Below are 13,382 nucleotides of genomic sequence, written 5' to 3' on the forward strand. Positions count from 1 at the left end.
ATGAGGTGGATAGTTTCGCTTCATAATATCCTCTTCTGGTGGAGTCACTTGTGTTTCAGGATGCCGAGTGCGGTCAGCACTTCTTCGATGCTTTCCACCGGGATGATCTCGAGCCTGTCGCGGACTTCGGCGGCGACGTCGCGGAGGTCGTCAATGTTCTCCTTCGGGATGAAGACCTTCTGGACGCCGGCGCGCTCTGCGGCCATGAGCTTCTCCGGGAGGCCGCCGATGGCGCTGACGACGCCTTCGAGGGAAACTTCACCGGTCATGGCGATGTTCGGCGGTACCGGGATGCCGGTTACGAGGGAGGCGATAGCGGTCGTCATGGTGATGCCGGCCGATGGGCCGTCCTTCGGGGTCGAGCCGTCCGGCACGTGGATATGCAGGTCGTTTTTTTCGAAGAGCTCCGCCTGCTCCGGGAAACGGGACTGCACGAGAGCCTGCGCGATGGCGCTGGATTCCTTCATGACGTCGCCGAGCTGGCCGGTGATGATCGTCTTGCCGCTGCCCTTCGTGAAGAGGCTTTCGATATAAAGGATCTCGCCGCCCACCTGGGTCCAGGCGAGACCGGTGACGACGCCCGGCTGTGCAGAGGCCTTCACCTTGTTATGCGGGAGGGCGTGCATGTCGAGGAAGTCGCGCAGGTTCTCGCGGGTCACCTGGATCACCGGATGCTTTTCAGCAGCTGCGGTCGAAGTGGAGACGGCGACCGGCGTACCGGCTTCCGGCTGCGAGGCCGTGGTGGCTTCAACGGTCGTCTCAGCATTGGCCAGAGCAGACGCGGCGGTCTCCTCTTCCTGGATGTACTTCACCGCGGCGATACGGCAGAGGGTGTCGAGGCGCTTCTTCAGGCCACGGACGCCGCCTTCGCGTGTATAGTCCGAGATGATCGTGTCGAGGACGTCATCCGTGAGCGCCACATCGCCCTCCGCGAGGCCGACGTTCTTCAGGGCCTTCGGGAAGAGATGACGCTTCGCGATCTCGAGCTTCTCGCTCGGAGTGTAGCCCTGGAACTCGATGACCTCCATACGGTTCAGCAGCGGAGACGGGATCGTGTCGAGGGTGTTGGCCGTGCAGACGAAGAACACGTCACTGAGATCATACGGTACGTTCATGTAGTGATCGGTGAAGCTGTTGTTCTGCTCCGGATCGAGGACCTCGAGGAGGGCGCTCGCCGGATCACCGTTGAAGGAGCTCGAGAGCTTGTCGATCTCGTCAAGCACCATGACCGGGTTCGACACGCCGGCCTTCGCGATGCCATCCATGATACGGCCCGGCATCGCTCCGATATAGGTACGGCGGTGGCCGCGGATATCCGCTTCATCCCGTACGCCGCCGAGGGAAACGCGCACGTACTTCCGGTGCAGCGCCTTCGCGATGGACTTGCCGATCGAGGTCTTGCCGGTACCCGGGGCACCGACGAAGACGAGGATGGAGCCGGCCTGGGACTTCCGGAGGTTCATCACCGCGATCTGCTGGATGATACGCTCCTTCACCTTCTTCATGCCGAAATGATCCTCATCGAGGATCTGCTGGGCCTCGCCGAGGTTGATGGTCTCCGGAGCTTCCTTCTTCCAGGAAAGACCGGTCACGAAATCGAGGTAATCGTAGAGCATGCCGGACTCGGCAGAATTCGCGCCGTCGTTCTTCACACGGTTCAGGACCTTCGTCGCTTCGCGCTTCGCCTCCTCGTTCATGCCGGATTCCTCGATCTTCCGCTCATACTTCCGGGCATCGGATACCTGCTCCGGATGCATCTCGTCGAGCTCGTTCTGGAGATAGTCGATCTGCTTACGGAGTGCCTGCTCCTTATATGCCTTCTGGTAGTCCTCCTGCTGCGCCGACTGCGCGTCGGAGGTCACCTTCGCGACCTCGGAATACTCATAGATGATGCGCTCGAGGCGTTCGAAACGCTTCTTCGTCGAGTCCTCCTGCAGCAGGCTGTAGCGCTCCTCGTTCGTGAGGGTGAACCATGAGCTGAGCACCGACGCCGCCTCCTCGATCGAGCTGTACTGATCGATGTAGGTGCGCATCATGTCGCCGAAACGGAAACGGGACACCATCTCGCGGAGCCCTTCCTTGATTTTCGCGAGCTTCATGTGCGCCTCGGCCGGATCCATATCCATGATGTCCGCGCGCTTCGTCGTCTCAACGAAGATTTCGTGATTCTCGTTGACCAGCACCTGATGCACGTCGACACGCGCCGCGGTCTGCACGACGACGTAACCGTCCGTACTGATCTCCTCGACGACGCCCTCGACGCCGATCGGATAAAAGCTCTCCGCCGTCATCTCCTCGCGCGTCTGCTGATCCCGGAGGACGAGGATGGTCACTTCATCACCCTGGTAGATGTTATTCCCGGCCATCGCACGGAAGGCCTGGGTCTGGAAAAATATATTGGAGTGCGGTAACACCAGCACGTTGTAAAGTGGTAAAACTTTCATATTTTATGCTCCTGAAAAGAGTTTGTGTGAACACAAGGCTTTTTGAACGACACTCTCCCACTGCAGGTCGCAGCCTGTTAGCAGTCTACTTATACGAGTGCCAATTCTATAAAAGAATACCACTCGCCCTATGTGCTGTCAATTAGTCGCCGGGAGTTCATGGTTTTTTTAGAACTCGCCTAGGCCAATGTTTCCGCCGGTCAGCAGATGACCGCCCGGGGACATTTTCTTCCCGAGCAGCCATGCCGGCACTCGCTTCACTTCTTCTTGATCCGGTGGAGCTGCGGCCGCAGGATGATCTCCGGGATGCAGGTGCCGGCGCGGGTAGTCAATGCATACTCGACAGCGTCAGCGACATCTTCTGCTTCGAGGTGCGCGTCCATCGCGGGATCCGCCGTGAAGTCGGCATGGCGGTAAAGCTCGGTGTCGGTCATGTCCGGGAGGATCGCCGTCACGCGCACACCATACTTCCGCGCTTCATCGAAGAGACTCCGGCTGAAGCTGAGAAGCCCAGCCTTCGTCGCACCGTAGGCGACGCCGTGCGGGTTCGAGCCGATCGCGGTCACCGAGGAAATGTTGATGACCGTGCCGTGGTTCTGCTTCAGTGTCCGAAGCAGCTGCTGCGTGAGGAGCATCGGCACCTCGAGGTTCACGCGCACCATCTCGGAGATTCCTTCCGGACGCAGCTCCTCGTGAAGCCCATAGTACGCGGTGCCGGCGTTATTGACGAGGAGTGTGAGGGTTCTCTTCTCCTGCTTCCACTCCTTCTGAAGTGCCGCCACGACACTCTGCAGCTTCTTCGTATCCAGGAGATCGCAGACGATCGGGTGGAAGGCAGCGGGCGACCCGGCGGCTGCAGCGATTTCAGAAGCAGACGGATTCGTCGGCGTCCTGGCCGCTGCCTCTGCTTCCGGCGCGAGCGGGGCCTGCGGACGGGTGCCTGCAGACCGATCGGTTGCATTGACCAAAGCCTTCGGAAGCTCCGCCGGGAACTGCCGGCCAATGCCATAAACCTCGTAGCCGAGCGCGAGGAGGCGCGCACTGATCGCGCGGCCAATGCCGGAGGAAGCGCCGGTCACCAGCGCCACTTTTTTCTGACTTTCTTCCATAGTAATATCTCTTTCTTTCCGTGACATGTTTTCGAGGATGCATCGATGTCGCGACACCGGGATGTCGTGCGGAGCGCAACGGAGCCGTGACGCCCGGAGCGGGTCCCGGCGCGGAGGCCGACTGCATTGGCCGAATCACCGAGGGAAGTCAGCTCTCCCAGCGGAAGATCCGCTCGCGCGGCAGGACGGTCGTGAGGCGCTCCAGCATGAAGCGCTCCATCTCCTCCGTCAGCGCTGCGTCATAATGATAGACGCCGTTTTCATTGACGTACGGGTACTGGACGACGGCGCTATCCGGCATGTTCCGGCGCATCTGCTTCAGGTAGCTGTCGCTCAGGCGGAAGCTGCCGAGGCTGACGTCGCGCACCGCCGCCATCGGAATCGTGCGGAGCACCTCGTCCAGCATCCCACCGTAGACCGTGCGCCAGTCCGGGCAGGCGATCATCGGGTCGAAGCAGAGACGGATCGTGAAGCCGAGCGCCATGCCGCGGCGGATACTCGCGAGCCGCTGGGTGAGGGTGCCGGTCCGGTGCTCATAGTGCGAGACGACGTAGTCCGGCGACAGCGTGAAGGCGAAAATGTTCCGCGGGCAGGGATTGAAACCCTCCCACAGGTGCTCGCTGCCGGACTTCGTGCGGATCTCAATGCTGAGATCGGGGTGCGCGGCGGTGAAGTCGGTCCAGGCCTTCACGTAGCCACAGAGCGGCTCGATCGCGAGGAGGTCCGTGTCGTAGGAGATGCAGAGGTAGACCGGGTGCTGGCGAAGCAGGGCCTCGACCTCCGCGAAGATGTCCTCCAGATTCAGGAAAATCACGAGATTCCCGGACGGGTACATGCCCTTCAGGTAGCAGTACTCGCAGTCGAACAGGCAGTTCATCATCGAGCTCGCGTAGTAGAAGTGCTCTTCACCCATGCTCTGGCACACCGGCGCGCCCGGATAGACGGAGCGGCCATGCTTCACCGCGAGGATCAGCGCCTGCGTGCGATGCTGCGCCGGATAGCTCTGGTGCCGCCGGTTGAAGACATCCTTGTAGTGCTCGATCGGGATGCAGGTCGCCCGCGGAAAGTGCCGCAGGATCTGCTCCGCCCGCGCCCGCCAGCGCGGATCCTGGTCGACCGCCCGCTCGATGTAGATATGTGAAAATGACGGGTTCAGAAAATCCCCTTTCATACTGTTTCCCTTCTCTTTATCTGGCCAATGCAGGCGACCACCACTTGGGTGGTGCGCATCGACACTGCGCCGCTGGCACTAAGCTCTGCACGCCCGATTTGATTTCGGCAGCTGCATATCCATGCATCCTGAAATCACTTGCCCTTCACGCTTTCATGCCTGCGGATTGATCTCTTTTACAGCGATCATCGAGGATGCGCGCCCTTAGGTGCCGCTCCAGGATGATCTTCCCGGCGCGCTTATCGCGGGTCGGCACGAGACCCTCCGCGTAGAGTGCCGCGATCGGCTGCTGCCAGTCGAGCTCGCTGAGCGCCGCATAACGGATGAGCTGTACACATTCATCCGCCATCACCTTCGAAAAGTGCGCATCGGCGATGAGTTTATCCACCAGCTGCTGCTCGTTTTCCGTGAGCACCTGGTGCCCGGCGGCCTCCGCCGCCATCAGCGCGCGGAGCTTATCCACCACTGTGACGATGGTATCCACCTGCTGCTCGACGCAGTCGGTCACATGCGCAGCGAGGGAGCGAGGGGCGGACGCTTCCGTACCTACTGCCGGCTTCGACTCGGTTCCAGATGCTGCATTTGTTACCGTACGCATGGTCATTCCGGTTTCCATCTCTTCCTGCGTCAGCCCATCGTCGGTCACGATGCGCAGGAAGTTCATCTGATGCGGTCCGAGAAACATCGACGCCGCCTGGTAGATCGCGGCGGCCTCCATGTCGTAGAGATCTGCCGCATATCCAGATTCCTGCTTCGTATACAGCTTCGCGCCGGTGATCAGCGAGGCCTCCGGAAGGCCTGTGTTCAGAAGCATATCCGGATAGAAATCCCGCATGGTAGCTGCTTCCGTGATTTTATTTACATGACACATGGATGCCGGGCACGTGGTCAGTCGAGCCGCGGTGCCGAGCGAGAGGAGCTGGTCCTGTGCACCGGCGTCGTAATCCGTGAGGACCGAGGCAGTCACAGCGGCCGCCTGCATTGGCCCCACACCGGTGATGGTCAGACTGAGGTCCCCCTCCTCGGAGAGGAACTGCTGGTAGTGCGTCTGGGTGGCGCGTTTTTTCAGGCTGAGCGCCTGAATCAGCGGCTTCGCCTCCGGATAAAGTGCGGTGAAAATGTGAATCATGTTGCGTCCCTTCAGTTTATGGGGTCTGACCCCATAAACTTCTGTTTAGATTCTGTTTAGAAAAATTTAATGGGGTCAGACCCCCTTACGAAATTCTTAAGACAGGGCCTGGTCGATGAGGGCGTTCAGCTTCTTCATCTGCGCGTCGGATGAGATCCCACCGACGATCGGGTCGCCGACGATGCGGCCGTTCCGGTCGACGACGTAGGTGGTCGGGAAGGCGTAGAGTCCGGCGGTAAAGAGGCCGGCGTCGCTGTTCGAGGCGAACCAGATGTTCGGATAGGTCACGCCCTGCTGCTCGAGCACGGACTTCGCTTCGTTCGTGTCCTTCGTGCTGCCGTCGAGGGTGAAGGCATTGATGCCGATCACGGTGCCGCCCTTTTTCGCGAGCTCCTGATGAAGCGCCTCGAGATCCGGCAGCTCGCCGACGCAAGGCTTACATGTGGTGAACCAGAAGTTGACGACGGTAACGGCGTTGTTCGAGAAAAGCGTCGCGCTGTCGACCGGGTTGCCATCGAGATCCTGGCCCTCGAAGCTCGGGAAGGCGTCCGCACTGTCACCCGCGGTGCCTGCATCGCCCCCCGCCGTATTCGCGCTTCCACCCGTCATGCCACTAACCCCGGTGTCTCCTGTCATGCCAGCAGAACCGGCACTTACGCTTTCACCTGCGGCACCGGCACTCGCGCTGTCGTCCGGCTGGGTAGCGCAGTCCGGATACTTCTCCTCGAGCGCGCTGAGCTTCCCCTCGATCTTCTTGACCTTCTCTCCTGCCGTGTTCAGGCGTGCGAGCTCATCCGTCGTGAACTGCTCCTTCGCGCCGTCGATGGCCTTCAGGAGGTAGTCACCGTAATCCGCGCCCTCATCGAGCTTCTGCTGATCCTTGTCGATGGAGAGGAAAACCTTCTCCCAGAGTGCGCTGTCCTCGGCGAGGATTTCATTTTCCTGCGCCATCAGCGCCTGGTAGAGCTCGGTCGCCGCGTGGGCATCCGCTGGTTCCTCGGTCATCAGGGTCGCGAGATCCGCTGCGTTTCCAGTGCCAATGCCGGCACCACCTGCAACTGTGCCTGCCGTTTCGTTACCGGTATCGCTGCTTTCTGCGCCCATGCTTCCGTCGACACTTTCTGCACCTGCCGCCGCAGTAGCTGCTGCGCTGTTCGTATTTGCAGCGCCGCCACACGCTGCAAGACTCAGGCTCAGTGCAAAAGCGAGGGCAAAGGTTTCGATTTTCGTCATTCTTGTTTTTCTCATTTTTCTTTCCATTTCTTTCTATATTTGATGGTCGGGCTTTTCACAAACAAATCCTTTCCGGAAATTCTACATTATCAGTGTTCGCAGACTCTGTTTCTTTCCAGAATTCAGCATTATGGGGTTGGGACAATGCTGATTTTCCGAAACTTTCTCGTTTGTGTAATTATGTATCTGCCTGCTGCTTCTGTTCCCCGAATCCGTAGCGGAAGTGAAGCGCGTCGGTCGGGCAGGCGCTGATGCACTTGCCGCAGCGGATGCACTCCGCGTGGTTCGGGGACTTCAGGATGTCGACATCCATCTCGCAGGCTTTCGCGCATTTCCCGCAGGAAATACAGTTCTCAGCATTGGCCTCGATCGTGAGCAACGACACGCGGTTCATGAGTGCGTAGAAGGCACCGAGCGGGCAGAGCCACTTGCAGAACGGGCGGTAGATGAGGATGCTCAGGACGACGACCACGATCAGGATGAGCAGCTTCCAGCGGAAAAGCGGACCGAGCGCCGAGCGGATGCCGGCGTTTGCCAGCGAGAGCGGGATCGCGCCCTCGAGTACACCCTGCGGGCAGAGGTACTTGCAGAAAAACGGATCGCCCATGCCGAGCTCGTCGCCCGCGAAGGCCGGAAGCAGCACCACCATGAGGAACAGGACGAGGTACTTCAGGTACGTGAGCGGCTTCAGCTTCTTCGTGGAGAGCTTCTTCCCAGGAAGCTTGTGCAGCAGCTCCTGAAACCAGCCGAACGGGCACAGGAAGCCGCAGATGAAGCGGCCGAGCAGCACGCCGAGGAGGATCAGGAAGCCGGTGATGTAGTAGGAGAAGCGGAAGCTCGACGAGCCGACCACAGCCTGAAAGGCACCGATCGGGCAGGCACCGGACGCCGCCGGGCAAGAATAGCAGTTGAGCCCCGGAACGCAGGCGATCTTGCCCTGCCCCTGGTAGATGCGGCCCGTCCGGAAATTCGGCAGGTGGAGGTTTGTGAGCAGCGTCGCCTCCGCCTGAATACCGCCGCGGAAACGGCTGATCATTTTTGATTTTGTACTTTTCTTATCCAATGCCGACACACTCCAGACATAATCGAATCGCCTTCGCGAGAACGGTATCCGCCTCACCACGCAGCGCGCCGAAGCTCAGCATCGCGACGCCGACAACGAGCAGCGCGAGCTGCAGCACAGATTTCTTTATTCTAAACACGATGTACTCCCTTCCATAAAAAACCTGTTTTCTATTATACCATGGCATCCATGAAAACTCTGTGAACGCGTATAATTAAGAAATCAGAATGGCGTATGACATAAAAATCCCTCCGCACATGGCGGAGGGTGATGAAATCGAGCGTTGATTACCGCTGCTGGTTGTACGCACTGCAGATGGCGTTCACGTTATTCAGCAGGAAGTAGATGCCGACATAGCTTCCGATGAAGCAGAGCAGCGAGCCGATGAGCATCCAGAGGAGGAGCGTCGTGCCGTTTTCCTGGAAGTGGAGGCCGTAGCGCGGTGCGTTGTCCGCGAGGCGGTTGCCGACACTGTAGAACCAGTAGAGGTCGTAGATGCCACAGGTCAGGATGCCGAAGAGGATGAACTCGAGGAGTCCCGGGGTATGTCTGCCGTCACCATCGCAGGCGACATTGACATCACGCATGATGGTGTAGAACACATACAGCTGGTAGATGCCGCAGGTCAGGAAGCCGAGCAGGATATAGAGCACGAGGCTTCGATCCGTCTTCAGCGGGCCGGTGTACACGCTGCCCGTCTGGCTCTGCGACTGGTAGTAGCGGTTGAAGTTTCCGTCGGCGTCGGCACTGGTCGCTCCACCCGCCGTGCTGTGGCCTGCGGTACCGGTCTGTGCGCCAATGCTGCCGTCCGCAGCGCCATATGCCTTCGCGTCCGCTGCATTGGCTCCCGCTGCCTGAGGGTTACCGCCGCCGAAGGTATTCGTGTCATAACCGCTGCCATCGGTGGCGCCGCTGTTCTTTCCCTGCGCGAGATCAGTCACGCGGTCCAGGTCGCGGCGAAGTCCGTCCGCAAAGTTTCCAGCGAGACCGGCGAATGGATTCAGCTGCTTCTGGGTGATCAGCACGACGAGCAGCACGATGGCGAGGATGGCGAAGCCGATGCCCCAGCTGGCGCTGCCGATCGCATAGTAGCGCTGGAAAAGAGCGGAAAGGATGCCACGGAGCAGGGCCTCAAGCACGAGCATGACGCCACCGGCGATGACGGTCATGAGGAGCGGCTCGGCGTCACGATCGGACCACTTCTTCCAGACGAGGTACAGGCCGCCACCGATGAAGCCGTAGCCGGCGAGCTTCACGACGTTCAGGATGAAGTTCAGGAAGCTGTACATGAGGTTTACGAAGCCGTGGAAGCTAAAGCTGACCAGATTCTGGAGGATGCGGAAAAAGGAAGCGATGGTAGTCCAGATCTGCGGCACGGCAAACAGCACCGTGAGGATCAGCAGGATGAAACCGACCGTTCGGATCGTGCCATCGCCGTCCGGCTCGGACGGGATACCGTTCATGGCCGGACCATGGTTCACCGGAGGTGGCGTCTGCTGCTGCGCTGTTCCGCTGTTCGGCTGAGTCTGATCCGAGCTACCGCTATGCGACTGTGCAGTGCTGCCGTTTGACTGTGTGTCAGTGGCTGCGGCGTGTGTACTATGCGCAGCACCCGAGGTGTTCCCCTCGGTACCGGACGCGGCGCGCCCCTCCTCGAGGCGGTGCTTGTACTGCTCCGTCGTGTTGCCAAGCGGTGTATCTGCCGGCGCGCTCTCCGCTGAAGCTTCTGCATCGGCTGCTGCCGACGTATCTTCCAGGGCTGCACTCGCAGCTGTGGTGCTCTCCACAGTCTCCACGGCTGCATCATCTGCGCCGAGGTCAGAAGCATTGGCCGCGTCTGCAGTTTCCGGTGCCACCAGCTGACCACAGTTCGGGCAGAACTTCATGCCATCCTCGAGTTTCTGTCCACAATTCGTGCAAAACATACTATCACCTCCGTAAGAATGTCTTTCTATGTCGTAAATAAAAGTCGCAGCAGGCGTCCGACGAGGCCGTTCCATGGCGCAAACACCACGATGTCCTGGCCCGGGATGAAGAAGCGCGCGATCCACACGAGGAGGAAGGCCGCGATCATCAGTCCGAGGAGTCCCTGGTAAAGCACCCTCGGGATGCGCTCCCGCAGCATCCACAGGGCGAGCGCCAGCGGCGGGAGTGGCCACAGCGGATGGAAATAGAAGGCGCGCGGGAAGTCGCCCCGCAGCACCGCCGCGAAGGCACGGCTCATGCCACAGCCCGCATCCGAGATACCCGTCAGAAATTTGAACGGGCAGCCGATACCGAGCAGCATCTCCAGCACGATATAAAACAGTGCGATCAGCGCCAGCGCGCCCAGATCCTCCAAGCGATGTTTCATGGCGCTATGATGCCCTCCGGTCCATTACTTGAAAACGATTGCTACTTTATTATACATCAACTGACAGATGCAGACATTAAATTATCGTGAAATATAGACTTTTTTAACCGCCGGGAGTTTATGGGGTCTGACCCCATAAACTTCAACTTTAGATTCTGTTTATAAAAATTTAATGGGGTCAGACCCCTCGGCATCTCGGCTTCACTTACAGGATGATCTGTCCGATCAGTACGACGATGCCGGCGCAAACATACGCGATGGCGCACTGAAGGAGCACCATGCCGACGGCCCAGCGGGTGCCGAGCTCACGCTTCACGGAGGTGATGGCGGCGATGCACGGGGTGTAGAGCAGGCAGAACACGAGGAGGGCAGCGGCTGCGAGCGGGGTCAGAACCGCACGGAGCGCATCCATGCCGCCGAAGAGGATGTTCAGAGTCGATACGACGCTCTCCTTCGCGAGGAAACCGGAAATCAGCGATACCGTGATGCGCCAGTCACCGAAGCCAAGCGGTCGGAAGATCGGCGCGATCGCACTCGCGATCGCCGCGAGGATGCTGGCCGAGGAGTCACTCACCATATGAAGTCCGAAGTCAAAGTTCTGCAGGAACCATACGATGATGGTGCCGAGGGTGATGATCGTGAAGGCCTTCGTAAGGAAGTCCTTCGCCTTCTCCCAGAGCAGCTGCAGTACGTTCTTCGCACTCGGCAGGCGGTAGTTCGGAAGCTCCATGACGAACGGCACCGCCGAACCCTTGAAGGTGAAGCGCTGGCTGATCTTCGCAAAGAGGATGCTGACGAGGATGCCGGTGAGGTAGAGCGCGATCATGATCGGCCCGCCCTTCCCCGGGAAAAAGGCCGCCGTGAAGAAGCCGTAGATCGGCAGCTTCGCCGAGCAGCTCATAAACGGGGTCAGCATGATGGTCATCTTACGATCCCGCTCCGACGGCATGGTGCGCGACGACATAACCGCGGGCACGGTACAGCCGAAGCCCACCAGCATCGGCACGATCGAACGACCAGAGAGACCGATGCGGCGGAGCAGCTTATCCATGACGAAGGCGATACGCGCCATATACCCTGTATCCTCGAGGAGGGACAGGAAGAAGAACAGCGTCACGACGATCGGCAGGAAACTGAGCACCGAACCCACGCCGGTGAAGATACCGTCGATGATGAGCGAATGCAGCGCGTGGCTGACATTGGCCGCCGTCAGCAGCTGGTCGACGAGCTGTGTCAGGAGGTCCACCAGCGACGCGAGCGCATCCTGCAGGAAGGCACCGATGACGTTGAAGGTCAGGTAGAACACGAGGCCCATGATGACGATAAACGCCGGGATCGCCGTATGCCGGCCAGTCAGGATCTGGTCGATCTTCGCCGAACGGACCGCCTCCCGGCTCTCATGCGGCTTCGTCACGCAGCGACGGCTCATGCGCTCGATGAAGTCGAAACGCATATCCGCGATGGCGGCGGCACGATCGAGCCCACGCTCCTCCTCCATCTGGACGATGATGTGCTCCACCATCTCCTTCTCGTTCTGACTAAGTGCCAGCGCTTCCTCGACCCGCGCATCCCCCTCGATCAGCTTCGTCGCTGCAAATCGTACCGGGATGCCGGCTGCGACCGCGTGATCCTCGATCAGGTGCATGATGCCATGGACGCAGCGATGAACCGCGCCGCCGTGGTCGTTCTCCGCACAGAAGTCGAGCCGCTGCGGCTTCTCCTGGTAGCGCGCGACGTGCAGCGCATGAGCCACCAGCTCATCGACGCCTTCATTTTTCGCCGCCGAAATCGGCACGACCGGTACGCCGAGGTGACGCTCCATGCGGTTGATGTCGACGGAGCCGCCGTTGCCCTGCAGCTCGTCCATCATGTTGAGGGCGACCACCATCGGGATGTCCAGCTCGATCAGCTGCATCGTGAGGTAGAGGTTTCGTTCAATGTTGGTGGCATCCACGATATTGATGATGCCTTTCGGTCGGTCGTTCAGGATAAACTGACGGGAGACGATCTCCTCGCTCGTGTACGGCGACATCGAGTAGATGCCCGGCAGATCCGTGACCTCCGTTTCCGGATGGCCCTTGATGGAGCCGGACTTCCGGTCCACCGTGACGCCTGGGAAATTACCGACGTGCTGGTTCGAGCCCGTCAGCTGGTTAAAGAGCGTCGTCTTTCCGCAGTTCTGGTTGCCCGCCAGTGCGAAGCTGAGCTTCGTATCCTCCGGAAGCGGATGTTCGCTCGCCTTATCATGGAAACGACCGCCCTCACCGAAGCCCGGGTGCTCGTCATCATCGAAGAACTTTCCGTCCTTCGCTGCTTCTGCCGCATCGAGCTCTGCCTTCGTCGCCGGGTGCTGCTCCTTCTTCCAGAGCTGATGCTCTTTATGCTCCTCCGCCGTGATCGGCCGCGCCTGAATCTGCGCCGCATCCGCGAGACGAAGGGTCAGCTGATAGTCATGGATCCGCAGCTCCATCGGGTCGCCCATCGGTGCAAACTTCACGAGCTGCACCTCTGCCCCCGGAATCACGCCCATATCCAGGAAATGCTGTCGAAGCGCGCCCTCGCCTCCGACCGTCGTCACGATGGCACTCTGGCCGATGTCAAGATCCTTTAATGTCATAAAATCACTCCCTGATGAAATTTATACTCCTGTAAAATCAAAGCTATACCGTCTCGAACTTCCCGTTAAGACAAAATCACTTAGAAACGTCCATTTCCAGATGAAAACTCGTCAGTTTAAAAAGCCGATACCATCTTGTATATCTTTAAAACTAACATTATAATTCGCGATTAGCAAACGTAAAGACGTTTAAAAAAGATTACCGAAAAATCGCTTTAAAAGAATTAAAACGATTACCGAAAAAACACATTTCAGGAGATTCG

10 protein-coding genes are annotated in these 13,382 nt (G+C 59.3%); all 10 read right to left on the reverse strand.

Annotated elements, in window-relative coordinates:
* Window positions 1–44: 44 nt before the first annotated feature.
* Window positions 45–2,444, reverse strand: a complete 2,400-nt coding sequence (lon, locus tag ACTQ52_RS03430) for an endopeptidase La (RefSeq protein ID WP_441981815.1) — start codon at window positions 2,442–2,444, stop codon at window positions 45–47.
* A gap of 257 nt (window positions 2,445–2,701) precedes the next feature.
* A complete protein-coding gene (locus ACTQ52_RS03435; protein WP_441981816.1) occupies window positions 2,702–3,553 on the reverse strand; it encodes an SDR family oxidoreductase in 852 nt (283 codons plus the stop codon).
* Between the two features lie 148 nt (window positions 3,554–3,701).
* Window positions 3,702–4,724 carry an SPL family radical SAM protein gene (locus ACTQ52_RS03440; protein WP_441981817.1) on the reverse strand — a complete coding sequence of 341 codons (1,023 nt, stop codon included), beginning with the start codon at window positions 4,722–4,724 and terminating at the stop codon, window positions 3,702–3,704.
* Window positions 4,725–4,869: 145 nt separating this feature from the next.
* A complete protein-coding gene (locus tag ACTQ52_RS03445) occupies window positions 4,870–5,853 on the reverse strand; it encodes a hypothetical protein (protein ID WP_441981818.1) in 984 nt (327 codons plus the stop codon).
* Window positions 5,854–5,949: 96 nt separating this feature from the next.
* Window positions 5,950–7,086, reverse strand: coding sequence for a TlpA disulfide reductase family protein (locus tag ACTQ52_RS03450; protein ID WP_441981819.1), 1,137 nt, complete (start codon window positions 7,084–7,086; stop codon window positions 5,950–5,952).
* 178 nt (window positions 7,087–7,264) lie between these two features.
* Window positions 7,265–8,149, reverse strand: a complete 885-nt coding sequence (locus ACTQ52_RS03455; RefSeq protein ID WP_441981820.1) for a 4Fe-4S binding protein — start codon at window positions 8,147–8,149, stop codon at window positions 7,265–7,267.
* Complete coding sequence (locus ACTQ52_RS03460) at window positions 8,142–8,279, reverse strand: CD1871A family CXXC motif-containing protein (RefSeq protein WP_410043374.1); 138 nt, start codon at window positions 8,277–8,279, stop codon at window positions 8,142–8,144. Before ACTQ52_RS03460 ends, ACTQ52_RS03455 begins: the two co-directional genes overlap by 8 nt.
* 157 nt (window positions 8,280–8,436) lie before the next feature.
* A complete protein-coding gene (locus tag ACTQ52_RS03465; protein ID WP_441981821.1) occupies window positions 8,437–10,074 on the reverse strand; it encodes a DUF4234 domain-containing protein in 1,638 nt (545 codons plus the stop codon).
* Window positions 10,075–10,100: 26 nt separating this feature from the next.
* A complete protein-coding gene (locus ACTQ52_RS03470; protein ID WP_410043313.1) occupies window positions 10,101–10,502 on the reverse strand; it encodes a DUF2752 domain-containing protein in 402 nt (133 codons plus the stop codon).
* Between the two features lie 205 nt (window positions 10,503–10,707).
* Window positions 10,708–13,119 (reverse strand): ferrous iron transport protein B, encoded by a 2,412-nt coding sequence (gene feoB / locus ACTQ52_RS03475; protein ID WP_441981822.1) that lies wholly within the window; start codon window positions 13,117–13,119, stop codon window positions 10,708–10,710.
* Window positions 13,120–13,382 lie beyond the last annotated feature (263 nt).

Origin of the sequence: Oribacterium sp. Sow4_G1_1, assembly GCF_052116105.1 — a bacterium.
Taxonomy (GTDB): Bacteria; Bacillota; Clostridia; order Lachnospirales; family Lachnospiraceae; genus Oribacterium.

Coding starts and splice junctions, on each gene's coding strand:
- lon (WP_441981815.1), bottom strand. CDS start 2,444: ATGAAAGTTTTACCACTTTACAACGTGCTGGTGTTACCGCACTCCAAT.
- ACTQ52_RS03435 (WP_441981816.1), bottom strand. CDS start 3,553: ATGGAAGAAAGTCAGAAAAAAGTGGCGCTGGTGACCGGCGCTTCCTCC.
- ACTQ52_RS03440 (WP_441981817.1), bottom strand. CDS start 4,724: ATGAAAGGGGATTTTCTGAACCCGTCATTTTCACATATCTACATCGAG.
- ACTQ52_RS03445 (WP_441981818.1), bottom strand. CDS start 5,853: ATGATTCACATTTTCACCGCACTTTATCCGGAGGCGAAGCCGCTGATT.
- ACTQ52_RS03450 (WP_441981819.1), bottom strand. CDS start 7,086: ATGACGAAAATCGAAACCTTTGCCCTCGCTTTTGCACTGAGCCTGAGT.
- ACTQ52_RS03465 (WP_441981821.1), bottom strand. CDS start 10,074: ATGTTTTGCACGAATTGTGGACAGAAACTCGAGGATGGCATGAAGTTC.
- ACTQ52_RS03470 (WP_410043313.1), bottom strand. CDS start 10,502: ATGAAACATCGCTTGGAGGATCTGGGCGCGCTGGCGCTGATCGCACTG.
- feoB (WP_441981822.1), bottom strand. CDS start 13,119: ATGACATTAAAGGATCTTGACATCGGCCAGAGTGCCATCGTGACGACG.